Source organism: Stenotrophomonas sp. (genome assembly GCF_059505245.1).
The window spans coordinates 22,025-40,470 of record NZ_JCACKF010000019.1 but is presented as its reverse complement, the minus strand read 5'-3'; the positions used below and the strand labels follow the sequence as shown (position 1 = coordinate 40,470).

Annotated in this window: 16 protein-coding genes; 14 read left to right on the top strand and 2 right to left on the bottom strand. The window is 69.4% G+C overall.

Annotation, left to right across the window (positions count from 1 at the left end):
- Window positions 1-15: 15 nt before the first annotated feature.
- The 7 genes from glgA to glgX are packed head-to-tail and all read left to right on the top strand — an operon-like array spanning window position 16 to window position 12,145.
- Window positions 16-1,542 carry a glycogen synthase GlgA gene (gene glgA, locus AC5JLE_RS08310; protein ID WP_080354736.1) on the top strand — a complete coding sequence of 509 codons (1,527 nt, stop codon included), beginning with the start codon at window positions 16-18 and terminating at the stop codon, window positions 1,540-1,542.
- Window positions 1,539-3,773 (top strand): 1,4-alpha-glucan branching enzyme, encoded by a 2,235-nt coding sequence (locus AC5JLE_RS08305; protein WP_241883973.1) that lies wholly within the window; start codon window positions 1,539-1,541, stop codon window positions 3,771-3,773. The genes glgA and AC5JLE_RS08305 overlap by 4 nt, the downstream gene beginning before the upstream one ends.
- Window positions 3,770-5,488: a malto-oligosyltrehalose trehalohydrolase gene (gene treZ, locus AC5JLE_RS08300; protein ID WP_164110446.1), complete on the top strand. Its 1,719-nt coding sequence runs from the start codon at window positions 3,770-3,772 to the stop codon at window positions 5,486-5,488. The genes AC5JLE_RS08305 and treZ overlap by 4 nt, the downstream gene beginning before the upstream one ends.
- The gene (locus tag AC5JLE_RS08295; RefSeq protein WP_241883972.1) at window positions 5,485-7,329 is read left to right on the top strand and encodes a 4-alpha-glucanotransferase; all 1,845 of its coding nucleotides are present in this window, start codon (window positions 5,485-5,487) and stop codon (window positions 7,327-7,329) included. The genes treZ and AC5JLE_RS08295 overlap by 4 nt, the downstream gene beginning before the upstream one ends.
- Window positions 7,326-9,899, top strand: coding sequence for a malto-oligosyltrehalose synthase (gene treY / locus AC5JLE_RS08290; RefSeq protein WP_241883971.1), 2,574 nt, complete (start codon window positions 7,326-7,328; stop codon window positions 9,897-9,899). The genes AC5JLE_RS08295 and treY overlap by 4 nt, the downstream gene beginning before the upstream one ends.
- Window positions 9,868-10,038, top strand: a complete 171-nt coding sequence (locus tag AC5JLE_RS08285) for a DUF2934 domain-containing protein (protein WP_014647380.1) — start codon at window positions 9,868-9,870, stop codon at window positions 10,036-10,038. Before treY ends, AC5JLE_RS08285 begins: the two co-directional genes overlap by 32 nt.
- Complete coding sequence (gene glgX, locus AC5JLE_RS08280; protein ID WP_496065191.1) at window positions 10,025-12,145, top strand: glycogen debranching protein GlgX; 2,121 nt, start codon at window positions 10,025-10,027, stop codon at window positions 12,143-12,145. Before AC5JLE_RS08285 ends, glgX begins: the two co-directional genes overlap by 14 nt.
- A 52-nt stretch (window positions 12,146-12,197) precedes the next feature.
- Here glgX and AC5JLE_RS08275 read toward each other — a convergent pair whose 3' ends face one another.
- Together AC5JLE_RS08275 and AC5JLE_RS08270 are read right to left on the bottom strand one after the other, a co-directional pair.
- Window positions 12,198-12,512, bottom strand: a complete 315-nt coding sequence (locus AC5JLE_RS08275; RefSeq protein WP_032959954.1) for an AzlD family protein — start codon at window positions 12,510-12,512, stop codon at window positions 12,198-12,200.
- Complete coding sequence (locus AC5JLE_RS08270; RefSeq protein ID WP_049439472.1) at window positions 12,509-13,240, bottom strand: AzlC family ABC transporter permease; 732 nt, start codon at window positions 13,238-13,240, stop codon at window positions 12,509-12,511. Before AC5JLE_RS08270 ends, AC5JLE_RS08275 begins: the two co-directional genes overlap by 4 nt.
- A 127-nt stretch (window positions 13,241-13,367) precedes the next feature.
- On the opposite strand from AC5JLE_RS08270, the gene AC5JLE_RS08265 reads away from it, so the two are divergent.
- The 7 genes from AC5JLE_RS08265 (at window position 13,368) to gspG (ending at window position 18,443) form a co-directional block, all read left to right on the top strand.
- Window positions 13,368-13,832 carry an Lrp/AsnC family transcriptional regulator gene (locus AC5JLE_RS08265; RefSeq protein WP_005413654.1) on the top strand — a complete coding sequence of 155 codons (465 nt, stop codon included), beginning with the start codon at window positions 13,368-13,370 and terminating at the stop codon, window positions 13,830-13,832.
- 526 nt (window positions 13,833-14,358) lie between these two features.
- Window positions 14,359-15,039, top strand: coding sequence for a TonB-dependent receptor (locus tag AC5JLE_RS08260; RefSeq protein WP_423172638.1), 681 nt, complete (start codon window positions 14,359-14,361; stop codon window positions 15,037-15,039).
- Between the two features lie 16 nt (window positions 15,040-15,055).
- The gene (locus AC5JLE_RS08255) at window positions 15,056-15,586 is read left to right on the top strand and encodes an RNA polymerase sigma factor (RefSeq protein ID WP_241883968.1); all 531 of its coding nucleotides are present in this window, start codon (window positions 15,056-15,058) and stop codon (window positions 15,584-15,586) included.
- A gap of 69 nt (window positions 15,587-15,655) precedes the next feature.
- Window positions 15,656-16,636 (top strand): FecR family protein, encoded by a 981-nt coding sequence (locus AC5JLE_RS08250; protein WP_111206989.1) that lies wholly within the window; start codon window positions 15,656-15,658, stop codon window positions 16,634-16,636.
- A 58-nt stretch (window positions 16,637-16,694) separates the two neighbouring features.
- Entirely contained in the window at window positions 16,695-17,246 is a 552-nt protein-coding gene (locus AC5JLE_RS08245) for a hypothetical protein (RefSeq protein ID WP_049439478.1), read from the top strand.
- 144 nt (window positions 17,247-17,390) lie between these two features.
- Complete coding sequence (locus AC5JLE_RS08240) at window positions 17,391-17,948, top strand: hypothetical protein (protein ID WP_241883967.1); 558 nt, start codon at window positions 17,391-17,393, stop codon at window positions 17,946-17,948.
- A 57-nt stretch (window positions 17,949-18,005) separates the two neighbouring features.
- Window positions 18,006-18,443, top strand: a complete 438-nt coding sequence (gene gspG, locus AC5JLE_RS08235) for a type II secretion system major pseudopilin GspG (protein WP_014647371.1) — start codon at window positions 18,006-18,008, stop codon at window positions 18,441-18,443.
- Window positions 18,444-18,446: the final 3 nt, after the last annotated feature.

Here is an 18,446-nt window from a genome sequence, read left to right as displayed (position 1 = left end):
TCCGAGATCATCCCCATGGCCCGCGCCGCCCAGTCCGCTTCACCCGTTGCGATCTCTCCGCTCACGCCCGTGCCGATCGGCACTCGCCGCGGCCACTCGCAACCGTTGGATCTCCCAGAACTGGTGCAGCGCGTGCTGTTCGTCGCCACCGAGATGGCCGACTTCATCAAGGCCGGCGGACTGGGCGATGTGGCCGCGGCGTTGCCGCGTGCGGTGCGCGGTGCATGTGATTCGCGCGTGCTGCTGCCCGGCTACCCGGAGGTTCTGCAGCGCCTGCCACAGCTGCGACCGGTGGGGCGGGTCAGCGCCCGAGCCGGGTTGCCCGCGTGCACGATCGGCATGGCGGTGCAGGCCGACGGCCTTCCTATCTACGTGCTGCTGTCGCCTGGGCTGTACGAGCGCGAGGGCTCGCCCTACGTGGATGGGCAGGGACAGGAGTGGAAAGACAACGCGGTCCGCTTCGCCACGCTTTCGCATGCGGCTGCGGAGATTGCGGCCGGGCGCGCCGGGCTGGACTGGGCGCCGCAGCTGCTGCACCTGAATGACTGGCCGGTGGCCATGGCTGCCGCCTACGTACGTTGGGACCGGACAGCCGTGCCGACCCTGCTGACCATCCACAACCTGGCCTACCAGGGGCTGTTCCCCTACGCGCTTGCGCCGGTGCTGGGCGTGCCGGCCGAACACCTGGATGAACTGCACTTCCACGGGCAGATGTCGTTCCTGCAGGGCGGCATCACCAATGCCACGCGGCTGAACACGGTCAGCCTGCGCTACGCGCAGCAGATCACCGCCCCGGATGACGGCTGCGGGCTGCATGACCTGTTGGCGCGCCGGGCGGCCGGCGGACACCTGAGTGGCATCGTCAACGGCATCGACGCCAGCTGGGATCCACGCCGCGACATCCACCTCAAGGCCCATTTCGGCATCGGCGAATGGACCGGGCGCGCCACCAACGCGCATGCGGTGCGCAAGGCGTTCGGGCTGGCGCCGTCGACCGGCCCGCTGTTCGCGGTGGTCTCCCGCCTGGTGCACCAGAAAGGCCTGGACATCACCTGCGACGTGGCACCGCAGATCGTGGCGGCCGGCGGCCAGCTGGTCATCATCGGCGGCGGCGAGCCGCAGGTGGAAGCGCAGGTGCAGGCGCTGGCCCGGCGCTACCCCGGACGGGTGGGCGCATTCATCGGCTTCGAAGAGGCGCTGGCCCGCCAGATGTTTGCCGGCGCCGACTTCCTGCTGATGCCTTCACGCTTCGAACCCTGCGGGCTGAGCCAGATGTACGCGCAGCGCTTCGGCTGCCTGCCCATCGCACACGCGACCGGCGGGCTGGTGGATACCGTCGAGGATGGCGTGACCGGATTCCTGTTCCACGGCGCCAATGCCGATGGCCTGCGCCGCTGCGTGGAACGGGCGATGCGCACCTTCCGCCTGCCCGGCCTGCTGCAGGCCATGCGCCGCGCCGCCATGCTGCGGCCGGGTGGCTGGGATGCGGCCGGACGCGCGTACCTGGCCCTGTACCAGCAGACCTGCCAGGTGGCCGCATGAGCCACGACAGCCTGCATCTGGCCGCCCTGGAGGATGAAGCGATCACGGAGACGGGATTGGATCAGCGTATCGCCCCGGCGCTGCAGGACCTCGTCCACGCGCGCCCGGCCGATGCATTCGCCTGGCTGGGCCCGCATCGCCAGCCAGAAGGCGGACGCCAGCTGCGCGTGCTGGTGCCGCATGCGCAGCGCGTCGAGGTGATTGCAGACGATGGGCGGCGCTGGAACCTGTCCCCTGGCCCGTTGCCCGGCCTGTTCGAGGGCGCGGCCGGTGACGCGGCGATACCGCTGCTTGCCCTGCATTTCGAACAGGGCGTGGAGCAGGTGCACGATGCCTATGCGTTCGGTCCACTGTTGGACGAAGCCCTGCTGCAGCGGTTCCATGCCGGCGATGCCGATGCGGCGCGGCAGCTGGGTGCGGTGCCGATGCAGGTGCAGGGCATTGCGGGCGTGCGCTTCGCGGTGTGGGCGCCCAATGCCCAGCGGGTCGCCGTGGTTGGCGATTTCAACGGGTGGGACGGCCGACGCCATCCGATGCGGCTGCGTCACACCGCCGGCGTGTGGGAGCTGTTCCTGCCGGGCGTGCAGGCCGGTGCCCGCTACAAATTCCGCATCGTCGGCGCCGACGGCCGGGTGATGCCCGACAAGTTCGATCCGATGGCGCGCTGGGCCGAGCTGCCACCGGCGACCGCATCGCGGGTGCCTTCGGCTGGGCCAATGGAGTGGCACGATGATGCTTGGTTGGCGGCCCGCCGCCTGGCCGGAACCTGCGCACCGCTGTCGATCTACGAAGTGCATGCGGGTTCCTGGCAGCGCAGCGACGACGGTGCGCCGCTGGACTGGGATGCCCTGGCCGACCGGTTGATTCCGTACGTGGCCGGTCTTGGCTTCACCCATATCGAGCTGTTGCCGGTGAGCGAGCATCCCTTCGGCGGTTCCTGGGGCTATCAGCCGCTGGGGATCTACGCGCCGACGGCACGCCATGGCACGCCACAGGCCTTCGCACGCTTCGTGGACCGCTGTCACCAGGCCGGCGTGGGAGTGATCGTGGACTGGGTGAGCGCGCACTTCCCCAACGATGCGCATGGCCTGGCCGGGTTCGATGGCACCGCGCTGTACGAGCATGCCGACCCGCGCGAAGGGGTGCACGCCGACTGGGACACGCTGATCTACAACTATGGCCGCAACGAAGTGGCCGCCTACCTGATCGGCAGTGCATTGGAGTGGGTGGAGCGGTTCCACATCGATGGTCTGCGCGTGGATGCCGTGGCGTCGATGCTGTACCGGGATTACAGCCGTGCCGAGGGGGAGTGGGTACCCAACGAGCAGGGCGGGCGCGAGAACCTGCAGGCGGTCGCTTTCCTGCGGCGGATGAACCAGACGCTGCGGGAGCGCTTCCCGGACGTGCTGGTGATCGCCGAGGAATCCACCGCGTGGCCGGGGGTGACAGCGCCGGTGGAGGAGGGCGGGCTTGGCTTCACCCACAAGTGGAACATGGGCTGGATGCACGACACCCTGCAGTACCTGGGGCGCGATCCGGTCCATCGTTCGCATCACCACAGCCAGATCAGCTTCGGCCTGGTCTACGCCTTCTCCGAACGGTTCGTGCTGCCGCTGTCCCACGACGAGGTGGTGCATGGCAAGGGCGCGCTGCTGGCCAAGATGGCGGGCGAGCCGGCACAGCGGCTGGCCCAGCTGCGCGCGTATTACGGCTTCATGTGGGCGCACCCGGGCAGCAAACTGCTGTTCATGGGCGGCGAGTTCGGTCAGGGCCATGAGTGGTCGCACGATGCGGCACTGGACTGGGCACGGGCGGCCAGCAACGAGGGCCAGGGCCTGTCGCGCCTGGTGGGCGACCTCAATAACGTGCTCCGCGCCGAACCTGCGTTGCATCGCGACGAACGCGACGAACGCGGCTTCGACTGGAGCGTGGCGGACGACAGTCGCAACAGCGTCTACGCCTTCATCCGCCGGGATCCTGCCGGCAGCGGCCGCACCCTGCTGGTGGTGAGCAACTTCACCCCGCTGCGTCGCGACGGCTACCGGGTCGGGGTGCCGCAACCGGGGCGCTGGAGCGAACGGCTCAACACCGACAGCGCGTATTACGGTGGCGGCAATGCGGGAAACCTCGGCGCAGTGCATACCGAGCCGAGGCCGATGCACGGCCACGCGCAGTCGCTGCGGCTCACGCTGCCGCCGCTGTCCACGCTCTACCTGCAGGTTGATGCATGACGACAATGGCGCCGCGCCTGGGCGCATGGCCGGTGGCCGGTGACGAGGTGGAGTTCCGGGTGTGGGCGCCGGACGCAGTCGCGATGGCGCTGTGCCTGCACGGCACCCAGCGGCCGATGCAACGCGAGCCGGACGGCTGCCACTGGCTGCGAACGCCGGCATCGCATGGCGACCGCTACCGGTTCCGCCTGCCTTCTGGCCAGGACGTGCCCGACCCGGCCTCGCGCTGGCAGCCGGACGGCATCGACGGCGACAGCGCGGTGGTGCTGGATACCGACGCGACGGGGCCTGCCTGGCAGGGGCATGCCTGGCAGGACCTGGTGATCTATGAGGTGCATATCGAGGCCGGGGGCGGCTTCGCGGCGTTGACCGCGCAACTGCCGATGCTGGCCGCGCTGGGCATCACCGCCATTGAACTGATGCCGGTCGCGCAGTTTCCCGGGCAGCGCAACTGGGGCTACGACGGCGTGTTCCCGTATGCGCCGGCCCATGCCTACGGCGGGCCGGCAGCGCTGAGGGCCTTCATCGAGGCGGCGCACGATGCAGGGCTGTCGGTGCTGCTGGATGTGGTCTACAACCACTTCGGACCACAGGGCAACCACCTGCGCGACTACGCGCGCGGGTTCTTCCGTGACGACCGCAGCACGCCGTGGGGCGAGGCCATCGACTTCCGCCAGCCCTGGGTGCGGCGCTTTTTCATCGACAACGCGCTGATGTGGTTGCGCGACTACGGCTTCGATGGCCTGCGCCTGGACGCGGTGCACGCCATTGACGATGACCATTTCCTGCAGCAGCTGGCCGATGAGGTACGTGCGGTGGCCCCGCACGCGCACCTGGTGCTGGAGAACGAACGCAACCAGGCGCGGTGGCTGCGCGGCGCCTACCAGGGACAGTGGAACGATGACTTCCACAATGCGCTGCACGTGATGCTGACCGGCGAGCAGGAGGGCTATTACGCGGGCTATGCCGGTCGCGCCGAAGCACTGCTGGCGCGCTGCCTGGCCGAAGGATTCGCCTGGCAGGGTGAACCGGACCTGCGCGGCGATCCCCGCGGCGAACCCAGCGCCGACCTGTCGCCCGCGCGTTTTGTGGTATTCGCGCAGAACCATGACCAGGTGGGCAACCGCGCTTTCGGCGAGCGCCTGTCGATGCTGACCGATCCTGCGCCGCTGCGCGCGGCGCTGGCGCTGACCCTGCTGACGCCGATGATCCCGCTGCTGTTCATGGGCGAGCCGTGGCAGGCGCAATCGCCGTTCCTGTTCTTCACCGACTACGCGCCGCCGCTGGACGAGGCGGTGCGCGAAGGGCGTCGACGTGAGTTCGCTGGTTTCAGCGCCTTTGCCGAGGCCGCCGCACGCGCGCGTATTCCGGACCCGAACGATGCGGCGACCCTGCAGGCGTCGTACACGCCGCCGCCCGGCGATGATCCCTGGTCGCAGCACTGGCTGCGCTGCACGGGTGAGTTCCTCGGCTTGCGCAGGCGCTATCTGCAGCCGGGCCTGCTGCAGGCGCGGTCGCTGGGCGCGCGCGTGCTGGGCCAAGGCGCGGTGCAGGCGGGCTGGCAGTTGCCATCGGGCCAATGGTGGATCGCGATCAACGTGGGCCCTGTGCCGGTGGCGCATGCGGTGCCGGCCGGCGAGTGCGTCGTGGGGCCGGACGCTGCCGGGATGCTGCCGGCAGGCGGCGGCGTGCTGGCCTGCTGGGTCGCCGCATGAATACGGATGCAGCGGTGCGGGAGACGGCCCGCCGTGCGGGCCTGCTGGTCCGCTGGACCGACGTGGCCGGTGCCGCGCGCGAGGTCGCACCGGACGTGCTGCGCGCCGTGCTGGAGGGGCTGCAGTGCGAGGCGGTGCCCGAGCACGCTGGCCTGCGCACGGCCTGCTGCGGACAGCTGCTGGTGATGCCGGAGGCAGCCGGTGCAGCGTGCTGGGTGGATGAGCAGGGCGCAGCGTTGCCCGCCCGTGCCGATGCGCAGGGCCGCTGGCGCGTGCCGGACCAGCCCGGCTACTGGCAGTGGCGCCGGGGCGACCAGCAACAGGCGGTTGCGGTGGCGCCACAGCGTGCCTGGTGGCCGCGGGGCACGCTGCGCGGCTGGGGCCTGTCGGCGCAGGTCTACAGCCTGCGCGCGCCCGGTGATGCCGGCATCGGTGACAGTGCCGGCTGTGCACGATGGAGCGAGCTGCTGCACCGGCACAGCGGCGACGCACTGGCGTTGAGCCCGCTGCACGCGGGCATGCCACCGGGCCCAGGCTACAGCCCCTATTCGCCCAGCGACCGGCGCTGGCTCGACCCGCTGCAGGTCTCCCTGCCGCAGGTATTGCCCGATGCCGCCAACAGCGTGCTGGGCGGGGACGAGGCGCTGGCGGCGGCGGTGGAAGCGGGGACTGCCGCACGTCGCATCGACTGGCCGCACTCGGCGGCAGTGAAGTGGCGCTGGATACGGCAGGTTCGCCAATGGATTGCAGCGCAGGCACCGTCGCAGCACGCGCAGATCGAAACCTGGCGTGCCATGCAGGGCGATCCGCTGCGGCACTATTGCCAGCATGCCGCCGACCGGTTCACCGGCAGCGCGGACGACCATGCGTTTGCGCAGTGGTTGGCACAGCAGGGCTGGGCGCAGGTACACGCCACGCTGCGCGACGAGGGCGCTTCGATCGGGTTGATTGCCGACCTGGCCGTGGGCTGCGCGCCGCAGGGCGTGGAGGCACGCACCGGGGGTGCTGATCTGCTGCAGGGACTTGAGCTGGGGGCGCCGCCGGACGCGTTCAATCCGCTCGGCCAGGCCTGGGGCATCACCAGCTGGTCACCGATGGCGTTGCAGCGCGAGGGCTTCGCACCCTACCTTCGCGTGCTGCGCGCCGTGATGGCCGGCCGCGGAGGCCTGCGCATCGATCACATCCTGGGCCTGCTGCGGCTGTGGGTGTTGCCCCGTGGCGCGGGCGCCGGGCAGGGCGTGTACCTGCGCTATCCGTTCGATGATCTGATCAACCTGCTGGTGCTGGAGTCCTGGCGGCATCGCTGCGTGCTGATCGGCGAAGACCTGGGCGTGGTTCCGCCGGGCATGCGCCAGCGGCTGGCAGCCCGGGGCATTCTGGGCATCGAGGTGCTGCCGTTTGCCCGAAACGGCGCGCGCTTCCTGCCGGCGCCGCAGTGGCGCCGCGATGCAGTGGCCATGCCCTCCACCCATGACCTGCCACCGCTGGCCGGCTGGCTGCGCGGGCGTGACCTGCGCTGGCGTGCACGCCTGGGTGAGCTGGCGGATCTGCCAGCGGCACTGCGCGCGCGCGCCAGCGACGCGCAGGCACTGTCTGCGGTGGTTGGCGGCGAGGGCGCGCCGCTGGACGCCAGGGCGCTGTCTCTGGTCGCCCACTCGGCGTCCCGGCTGGCGTTGCTGCCGCTGGAAGACGCGCTGGGCGGTCGCGCACAGGTGAACCTGCCAGGCACCGTCGACGGCCATCCCAACTGGCGCCGCCGCCTGCCGCCGACGTGGGATGCTGACGCGGCCGATGCGCGCGTGGCGCGCCTGAGTGCCACGCGCCGCAGGACCGGGCAATGACGGGGTTGCGTGCCACCGCGCGCCTGCAGCTGCACGCAGGCTTCGACCTCGGGGCGGCTGCCGCGCAGGTGCCGTACTACGCCGCGCTGGGCGTCAGCCACCTTTACCTGTCACCGATCGCTGCGGCGGTGCCCGGGTCGACGCATGGCTACGATGGCATCGACCCGGCTCGCATCAATCCGGAACTGGGCGGTGAAGCGGGCTTCCGGCAGCTGGCGGAAGTGACGCGCGCGCACGGCATGGGCCTGATCCTGGACATCGTGCCCAACCATCTGGCGGCGTCCCCGCACAGCCAGTGGTGGAGCGATGTGCTGATGCACGGGCCTCGAAGCCCCCACGCAGCTTGGTTTGACATCGAGTGGGAGGCGCCGGGCTGCGAGGGCCGGCTCTGGCTGCCGGTACTGGACCGGCCGTTGCACGACGCGGTACGCGACGGCGTGGTGCGCGTGGTGGTGGACAACGCGCGGCCCGTGCTGCGCCACCATGGCCTGGCATTGCCGTTGTCGCCGCGCAGCCATCCGCTGGAACCCGCGCAGTGGCCGGCGTGGGCCGAACGCTGCAACCGCAGCGTTGAACGGTTGCACACGCTGCTGCAGCGGCAGCACTACCGTCTGGCCTGGTGGCGCACGGCCGGCGATCAGGTGAACTACCGGCGCTTTTTCGATATCAACGAACTGGCCGCGCTGCGGGTGGAGCGCGAGGATGTGTTCGAGGCAGTGCATGCGCTGCCGCTGCGGCTGGTACGCGAGGGATGGGTGGACGGCCTGCGCATCGACCACGTGGATGGCCTGTCCTGCCCGGGCGCGTACCTGCAGCGCCTGCGTGAATCGCTCGACGCCGCCTGCGCGGCCGGCGGTCGTGACCCGCAGACCGTCAGCCTGCATGTGGAGAAGATACTGGCCGAGGGCGAGCAGCTGCCCGACGGCTGGGCCTGCGACGGCACCACCGGCTATGACTTCATGGACCAGGCCGGTGCCTGGTTGCACGATCCGGCGGCTGCGCCCGCGCTCTCGCGCACGTGGCAGGCGCTGGGCGGTGACCCGCGCAGCTTCGACCGGATCCAGCAGGACGCCCGCGCCATGTTGCTGCGCCAGGGCCTTCATGCCGACTTCCAGCGGCTGCTGCGCAGCGCGCAGCAGGTCCTGCAGCCGCGGCTGGCCGAAGCCGATATCGGAGTGGCTGCGCTGGCCCGCGCATTGGCTTCCGTGCTGGGGCATTACCGCACCTACCGGCCCTATTCGCTGCAGGGGGCGGGTGAACGAAAGGCGCTGGCGGACGCTTCCGCCGCAGCGCGCCAGGCACTGGACGGTGCCGCACGCGCGGCGCTGGACCTGTTGCTGGCAGCGCTTGCCGGCGAGGCGCAGGCCGAGCGCGTGCTGCGTGCGCGTTTCGGTCAACTGGCCGCGCCGTTGAATGCCAAGTCGGTGGAAGACACCGGGTTCTATCGCTATTTCAGGCTGCTCTCGCGCAACGACGTCGGCAGTGATCCGCAGCGGCTGGGCATGGAGGGGCGCGCGCTGCTGGAACACGCCACTGCGCGCCTGCGTCGCCATCCCAGGGCGTTGCTTGCGCTTGCGACCCACGATCACAAGCGCGGCGCCGACAGCCGGGCACGGCTGGCGGTTCTCAGTACCTGCACGTTCGAATGGCGGGACGCTGTGCGGCGCTGGAACCGGATGTCGACCCGCGCCGGCGCGCCGATGCCGTTGCCGGGTGCCGAGGCCTACGCACTGTGGCAGGCGCTCGTGGCCGCATGGCCGATGCACGGTGCCCCTGGCGCCGACTTCGCCTTGAGGATGGTGCAATGGCTGACCAAGGCATTGCGCGAGGGCAAGCGGGTCAGCAGCTGGTCAGACCCGGATGTGGCCGTGGAGGAGGCCGCCGCGCAGTGGCTGCACGCGCTGCTGGACGCAGCGCCCTTGCAGCCGGTGCGCGAGGCGCTGGCGACGTTCGTGGCGCGCATCGCGCCGGCCGGCGCCTGCAACGGCCTGGCGCAGCTGTGCCTGCAGCACTGCCTGCCCGGCGTGCCCGACCTCTACCAGGGCGGCGAAGGCTGGGACCTGAGCCTGGTGGACCCGGACAACCGGCGTGCCGTGGACTATCCAACGCGGCAGGCGTGGCTGCGCGATACGCGCGGGTGGCCCGCGCTGCTGGAAGACTGGCGGGACGGTGGCATCAAGGCATTCCTGCTGCGGCAATTGCTGGAGTGCCGCCGCAGGCACCCGCACCTGTTCCTGCATGGCCAGTTGCAGCCGCTGTCCGCGCCTGCGCGCTCGCCGTGGCTGGCGTTCACGCGCAGGCATCAGGCGCAGGTGCTGCTGGTGATCGTGCGCCGGGGTTCGCCCGCCGCCGTGCCCGGGCCCAGCCTGCACGCCGCGCACGACGTCGGCACCGGCGCAGCACTGCACGGTGTGCCGACAGGCCCCATGCGCAACCTCCTGGACGGGCGCATCGAACATTTCAACGCAACCGCGGACGTGGGCAGGCTTCTGGCTGGCAGCCCGCTGGCGATATGGATCAACGAGGAGACAGGTAGGGATGGACAGCAGGGAACGACGGCAGCGGATTGAGGCATTGGCCCACCAGATCTGGGAAGCGGAGGGGCGCCCGGACGATCAGCAGCAGCGGCACTGGCACATGGCCGAGCGCCTGGTGGAGGCCGAGATTGCCGCGGCGCGCGGCGAGGAGGGCACCGATGGCCAGCCGTAAGTGGACGCAGACCTCGCGCGTGCGCGAAGGCCGGCCGTTCCCGCTGGGCGCGACGTGGGACGGGCTGGGCGTGAACTTTGCGCTGTACTCGCGGCATGCCACCCGGGTGGAGCTGTGCCTGTTCGACGCGCGCAACCGTGAAGTCGAGCGCATCGTCCTGCCTGAGTACACCAACGAGATCTGGCACGGCTACCTGCCGGACGTGCGGCCCGGGCAACGCTATGGCTATCGGGTGCACGGCCCGTATGCGCCGGAGGAGGGGCATCGCTTCAATCCCAACAAACTGTTGCTGGACCCCTACGCCAAGCAGATCGTCGGCGAGCTGAAGTGGGCGCCGCACCTGTTCGGCTACACCCTGGGCCACCGCGATGGCGATCTCAGTTTCGACCGCCGCGACAGCGCCAGCTACATGCCACGCTGCGCGGTGATCGATCCGGCCTTCAGCTGGGGTGTCGAACGTGCACCCGCAACGCCCTGGGACCGGACCGTGATCTACGAAGCGCACGTGCGCGGACTGACCATGCAGCACCCCGATGTCCCGCAGGCCGAGCGCGGCACCTTCTCTGCCCTGCGCCACGACGCGGTGGTCGACCACCTCAGCCATCTGGGGGTGACCGCCATCGAGCTGCTGCCGGTGCATGCCTACGTGGATGACCAGCAGCTGCTCGAGCGCGGGCTGCGCAACTACTGGGGGTACAACACCATCGGCTTCTTCGCGCCGCAGCCACGCTACCTGTCGCTGGGCACCGTGGCCGAGTTCAAGCAGATGGTCGCGCGGCTGCACAGTGCCGGCATCGAAGTGATCCTGGACGTGGTCTACAACCACACCGCCGAAGGCAATGAGCTGGGCCCTACGCTGTCCTTCAAGGGCATCGACAATGCCAGCTACTACCGCCTGGCCGATGATCGCCGCTATTACATCAACGATACCGGCACCGGCAACACGTTCGACCTGACCAATGCCGGCGCGCTGCGCATGGTGATGGACTCGCTGCGCTACTGGGTGACCGAGATGCGGGTGGATGGGTTCCGTTTCGACCTGGCCACCATCCTTGGCCGCGAGCGGCATGGCTTCGATGCCTCGGGCAGTTTCCTTGATGCGGTACGCCAGGACCCGGTCCTGAGCCAGGTGAAGCTGATTGCCGAGCCATGGGACATCGGCCCGGGCGGCTATCAACTGGGCCAGTTCCCGCCGGGCTGGGCGGAATGGAACGACCGCTTCCGCGATACGGTGCGCGCGCTCTGGCGCGGCGATGGCGGCCAGTTGCCGGAATTCGCCACGCGCTTCACCGGCTCGGCCGACCTGTTCGAACATCATGGCAGGCGGCCCTCGGCCAGCATCAACCTGGTGACGGCGCACGATGGGTTCACACTGCACGATCTGGTGAGCTACAACGATCGCCACAACGAGGCCAACGGCGAAGACAACCGCGATGGCCACTCGCACAACCTCTCCAGCAACCACGGTGTGGAGGGCGACACCGATGATGCGGCGATCCTCTCGTTGCGTGCGCGGCAGATGCGCAACCTGCTGGCCACGCTGCTGCTCGCGCAGGGCACGCCGATGCTGCTGGCCGGCGATGAGTTCGGCCATTCGCAGCAGGGCAACAACAACGCCTACTGCCAGGACAACGCGCTGAGCTGGATCGACTGGGAGCGTGCGGCATCGCCGGCTGCACAGGCGCAGGTGGCGTTCGTACGCCGGGCGCTGTCGCTGCGCCGACGCTATGGCCTGCTGCGCAGGAACCGGTTCCTGCGCGGCGAATACGATGAAGCGCTGGGCCTGCGCGATATCGACTGGCGGCATCCTGACGGCCGCAGCATGGAGGAAGCGGACTGGCATGACGCAGGGCTGCGTGCGCTGCTGATCGTGCTGGACGGCCGCAGCCCGGACAGCGGCCTGCGCGAGCCCGGGCGGCATGTCAGCCTGGCCTTGCTGTTGAACGCCGGGGACCAGCCGCAGCGGTTCAGTGTGTCGGATGAAGCCTTGTCGTTCCGGCGCGTACTCCTGCAGACCGACGAAACGCCGTTGGAGCCGGATGAGGCAGGTGCCTGGACCCTGCCGCCGCGCAGCCTGTGCCTGCTGGCGGCAAGCAGCAGCGCGTGATTGCACTGCTGCGCCACTACGGACCGCCGGGCATTGCCCGGCGGTCCGGTAGCTACCCCATCAGATAGCGCAACACACCCGCAGAGACCACGCCGATCAGCACCGTCGGCAGCATCGACAGCCGCGTGGCGGCCAGCAGGGTGATCGCCAGCGCGGCCAGGTCGGCGGGCTTGTCGGCGACGAAATCCGGAGCGATCACCGAGATCAGCACGCAGCCCGGGGCGGCTTCCATCACCGTCACCGCGCGCTTGCCCAGCGTGCGGTTGCGCAGCGCGAGGAAGCCGACGATGCGGGTCAGGTAGGTGGCGGCGGCCATCAGCACGATGGTCAGCACCGAGGACCAGTGGATCAGGCCGTTGAAGATCATGCTGCGTCCTCCGCCAGCAGCCAGGCGGCGGCCAGGCCGGCCAATGCGCCGCTGGCCACGTACCACGCACCCGGGATCAGCAGATAGGTGGCGGCGGCCACGACCAGGCTGACCAGCCACGGGCGCGCGGCCTTCATGCCCTGCCACATGCCGCGCAGCAGCACCAGGAACACGGCGGGGAAGGCCATGTCGAAGCCGTAGGCGTGGATGTCGCCCAGCAGCGGCCCGACGATCGCACCCAGCGCGGTGCAGGCCACCCAGACGGTGTAGAGGCCCGCGGAGACGCCCAGGTAGTAGGCCAGGCTGAAGCCGAGCGCACGGCGGCGCGCATCGGCCACGCCCATCGCCCAGCTTTCGTCACACATGAAGAACAACGCCGGCAGCACCCGGCGGCGCGGCAGGTGCTGCAGTAGTGGGGCCAGGCTGGCGCCCATCAGCAGATGGCGGCTGTTGACCAGTGCGGTGATCGCCACGATCAGTGCGATGTGCGGTGGCGAGGTCCACAGTTCGACGGCGGCGAACTCCGAGCCGCCAGCGAAGTTGAGGCCCGTCATCAGTGGCACTTCCAGTGCGCTCAGGCCTTTCTGGGCGGCCTGCGCGCCGAGCACCAGGGCGAAGGGAATGAAACCGATCATCACCGGCACGGCGGCGCGCAGGCCGCGCAGGAATTCGGCACGCGGCGCGGTATCGCAGGTGTCGGGCAGGGGGAGGGTGGTACGGGCGTCCATGGAACGGCACAACGAGGTGGGGGTGGCCCATGCTAGCGGTCCGATCGCGAAATCGGGTTGCGTTGATGCCACTGGATTCTGGATGATTGATATTTCATGCGGCCAAAAGTGACAAGGACGAAATCCCATGCAGTATCAGCTCGACAACCTCGATCGGCGTATCCTCGACGCCCTGCAGCGCGACGGCCGCCTGCAGAACCTGGAGCTTGCCCGGCTGGTCGGGCTGTCGCCGTCGGCCTGCCTGCGTCGGGTGCGGCTGCTGGAGGAAGGCGGCTACATCGACCGCTACGTGGCCTTGTTGAACGAGGCCAAGGTGGGCCGTGGCTTCACGGTATTCGTCCGCGTGTGGCTGCGCGGGCAGGACGAGGACACCACCAATCACTTCATCAACAGCATCAAGTCTTTCCCGGAAGTGCTTGAATGCCATCTGATGGCCGGTGACTGCGATTTCCTGCTGCGGGTGGCGGTGGCCGACCTTGATGCCTACCGGCAGTTCCAGATGCAGCACCTGAACCGGATCGCCGGGGTGCAGAACACCAAGACCGAGATTCCGATGCAGCGGATCAAGCAGACGACCCAGCTGCCGCTGTGAAGGGCGGGGGTTTGCGGCCGGGTTGCACCCGGCGCCCGCAGGTAGTGCCGGCCGCTGGCCGGCAACCCCAGAAGCAACAGCCGAAGCAACAGCGTGCATTCCGTTGGATGGCGGGGTGGGTCCGGTTGCAGGGGACGCCGTAGACCCTTCCATGGGGGCTTGGCCGCGGCATCCATGCCGCGGACACCCCTGCAACCAGACCCACCCCGCCTTCGACAGTTTCCCGCGATCTGCCGGAACGGCATGAACTGCTCCTGGTGGGTGTCGACCTTGGTCGACACGTTTGGGCCGGCACGGGGTCGGATCCCGTTGCTTCGCAACGGGCTCTGACCCCAGGCGTGGATGAGGTGGTCTGTTCGATTTATTGATTCCTGATGGGTGACTGGCTTCACGTCGGCTGTAGGCGGCGGTCATCGCAATGACATGTGGCCCCGCTACGGTTTGAGCCCGCTTGCGGGTCGCGCGCGGGCCGGGGTGCTGGTCCTAGTGCGCGTCCACTGCAGCTGCTGTCGCTGCCGAGGGTCATGTGTTCTACGTCAGGGGGCTGAATGGACACCATGCGGTCAGAACTTGGAAGGTGGCCATCGTCGCGTGGCTGCTGCTGTCCTTTGCCGCTGCCGGGCAGGACGGAGTTCATGCCTACGACATCCCTGCGCAACCGCTGGAACAGGCGGTCGAGCGCTTCAGCGTCATCAGTGGGTGGTCGGTGATGTACCCGGGCGACCTGGCCGCGGGCCGCAGCAGCCATGCGCTGCGCGCCAGCCTGGAGCCGCTGCCTGCCTTGCAGGTGCTGTTGCAGGACTCCGGCATCGAGGTCGAGGTGATCGGCGCGCAGCGCGTGGTGCTGCGCCGGGGCACGTCCTCGGCCGCCGAACCCGGTGTTGGCGCCGAACTTCCCGAGGCCGAACGTCGGCGTCGCTATGGCGGGCTGCAGCAGCGGCTGCGTGCGGCGTTCTGTGACGACCCGGAGATCGCGCCCGGCCGCTACGCCGCGACGCTGCGCTTCCGCATCGACAGTGCGGGCCGGGTGAGCGAGCCCGAGCTGCTGTCCGGCAGTGGTAGTGCCCGCCGCGATGCACGCCTGCTGCAGGCGCTGCAGGGCCTGGTGCTGGCGACCGAGGCCGCCGCGCTGGCGCAGCCGGTGACCCTGCAGATACGTCCTTCCGGCACCGACCACGACTGTGGCGGGCGCGCGCCCCTTCCATGACTTCAAGGATTCGAACATGAGCAACGTTGCGGCTGGCGCAGTTGACCTGATGGACCACCTTCTGGGGGCCTACGACGAGCTGAAACGCCGGTTGGTGCGCAAGCTGGGATCGGAGGAGCTGGCCGGTGACGCGCTGCAGGACACCTGGATGCGCCTGAGTGCGCGCCGTGACCGCCTGGACGCCGTGCAGAACCCTGCGGCCTACCTGCTGCGCATGGCGATGAATACCGTGATCGACCGCCAACGTGCCGACCATCGCCTGCTGAGCCTGGAAGAGGTGGAGACGCTGATGGACATGGCCGACCCGGCACCGGGGCCGGCGCAGGCGGCCGAACTGGACTTCGCGCTGGAGGACATGGTGGGCCTGCTGCAGCGCATGCCCGAGCGGCGTCGCCGCATCCTGCTGGCAATCCGCGTCGATGGCCTGCAGCAGCGTGACGTCGCCGATCACCTCGGCGTGTCGCTGCGGCTGGTGCAGCGTGAGCTGAAGGCGGCCCAGGACTACCTGGCCGAGCGCAGCGGGCAGGGGCGCCAGGTGCGGTTCTGAGCGGCGGCATCCGTCTACACTTTGACGCCGAGCAGAACCCCGCAGCGTGCGGGTCCGGCATGAGCCCCCATGGATCCTGACGATCACCCGCAACGCCCGCTGGATGCCGTCGAGCGCCAGGCGCACGCGTGGGTGGTGCGCCTGACCTCGGGCGAGGCTACTGCGGCCGACGGGCGCAGCTTCCGCGCGTGGTGCGAGGCTGATCCCCGTCATCGCGAAGCATTCGGCCGTGCGCGCCGGCAATGGGAGCAGGTACGCCTGGCCGGCGAGCAGCTGCCTGCCGCCGCACGCCAACCGGTCGCGCCGACGCCGACCCAGCGCTGGAGCCGGCGTGCCTTCCTGGGCGCCGCGATTGCCGCCCCGGCCAGCCTGGCAGTGGTGGCGGCGATCCGTCCGCCGCTGGGGCTGTGGCCCTCGGTGACGGCGATGACGGCCGATTTCCACACCGGTACCGGTGAACGGCTGCAGATCGCACCTTCGCCACAGCTGAAGATCGAGCTGGATACGCAGAGCAGCCTGCGCCGCCGTGCGGACACGGAGGGCGAAGGCTTCGAGCTGGTGCAGGGCCAGGCTGCGATCGAGACCCGGGCCGGCCTGCGCCTGGCCCTGTTCGCAGGGGCGGGCTGCGTGATTGCCGATGAAGGGGCGGTGCGCCTGGACGTGCGCAACACCCACGGCCAGGTACGGGTGACCTGCCTGCAGGGCAGCGCCCGGATCGAGCACCCGCAGGGCCGCCTGCAGCTGCAGGCGGGCCAGCAGACCCGGTACGACGAGCGCCTCAGTGGCGTGGTGGCCGAAGCCGTGGCCTCGGAAGTGAGTGCCTGGACCGAAGGCATGCTGGTGTTCCGCCGGGCGCCGCTGCGCGAGGTGGTGGAGGAGATCAACCGCTACCGCCGCGGCAAGGTGCTGCTGGGTGAATCGGCATTGGCGCGCGCCCCGGTCAGCGGCCGCTTCCGCATCGATGATCCGGATGCGGCGCTGGAGCAGCTGCGACTGACGATGTCGCTGGATCTGCGTCGCTTTCCAGGTGGCATTGCCGTCCTTGGTTAGGTGAAGACGCTGGCCGTGCGCGCCGCGCAGGGCTGTTGCAAGCAAGGAGACGCCAAGGATGCGCAACGAGACCATCGGTGTGCTGGATCTGCGCCGCAATCTGTCGGCGTTGCTGGAAACCACCCAGCGACGGCCGTTGATGGTGCACCGCTACGGCTCGCCATGGGTATGCGTGGTATCGGACGCACAGTGGCAGCAACAGGCCGTGCTGCTGGACTTCGATCCGCAGTCGCACCCGCTGGCGATGCTGTTGCGCCTGCAGCAGCAGGTGCTGCCGCTGGCTGAAACCGGTGTGTTGCCGCCTGCGGCGCTGGCACGCGCACTGCTGCTGATGGACATGCATGGCATCAGGGATCTCGCGCAGCTGCACGAGCAGGTGCTGCACCACCGGCTGTGGCACTGGTTCGTGGCGGGCACCCGCGGGGTGATGGACGGCTGGCAGCTGCCCGCGGTGCGCATTGCGATGGCGTCGTGGTGCGATGACGTGGACATGACAGACGCGCTGGTCGCGTTCGCCGCGCGCAGCGACGTGGCGGTACTGGCCCGCCGCTGCGGGGGTGACGCACCGCGCCTGCAGCGCGAAGCCTGCAGGCGGATGACGCTGCGATGACGTTGCCGATGAAGCACCACCCAGCGCACAGAGCGGCATTCGCGCTGTCGCTTCACCTGCCTTGCTGACGTCTTCTCCAGAGTACGACGCACCGCGCGTCGCGGAGCACGGGCGACGCAGATGGCAGACAGTCGCAGGATCAGCATGCTGGAGCTGGATCGCCACCTGAGCCGGTCACTGGAGCAGGCGCGGCACACGCCCTTGAATGTGCAACGCTACGGGCACTCGTGGGTCTGGGTGCTGTCCAGTGATGCCTGGGCCGATGCGGCGCGCTGGGCGGTACTGGACAGCAGCGCGCATCCATTGGCGGCGCTGCGGCGCGCCCTTGATCTGCAGCTGCGGCCGTGGTCCGAAGCAGCCATGAACGCGCTGCCGCTTGACGCAGGCGATGCGCGGCTGCTGCAACGTGCGGCCCTGCTGGTGGTCGTGCGTGATCTCAACAGTGCGCAGCGCGTGTACGACGATCTGCGCTATCACCAGGCCTACCGCACGTTCATCGGCCTCGACCATGGCACCGCGTGGTCGCCGATGCAGTGCGTGCGCCTGTTGCAGGCGTGCGCGCTTCCGCTGCTGCGCGGCTGCATCGACGAAACGCTGTCCAGTGTGCCGCCACACCTGCTCGAGGCGGCACGCGTACCGGCTGCGCCGGCGCCTGCGCAGGCACATGCGCAGCGAATTGCCGGCGGATGTTTATCGTACTGACACATGCACCGCTGACCATGGCGCAGCGGTCTCTTCCAGGATGACGAGGGCGGAACAATGGCAAGGCAGGTGGGTGGTCGCAGGGCTCGGCAGCAGGGTTTCAGCCTGATCGAGATCATGGTGGTGGTGGTGATCATCGGCATTCTCGCGGCATTGATCGTGCCGCGCTTGATGGACCGTCCCGACCAGGCGCGCGTGGTGGCAGCGCGCCAGGACATCGCGGCGCTGATGCAGGCGCTGAAGTTGTTCAAGCTGGACAATGGTCGCTATCCCAGCGCCGAGCAGGGCCTGCAGGCGCTGGTGAAGCCGCCGCAGGGCAGTGGCGCGATGCCGGTCACGCCCTATCTGGATCGCCTGCCGAATGACCCGTGGGGCCATCCGTACCAGTATCAGGTGCCTGGCACACATGGCGACATCGATGTGTTCTCGCTGGGTGCGGACAGCAAGCCCGGTGGCGACGCCGGGAACGCGGACATCGGCTCCTGGCAGCTGTGAGGC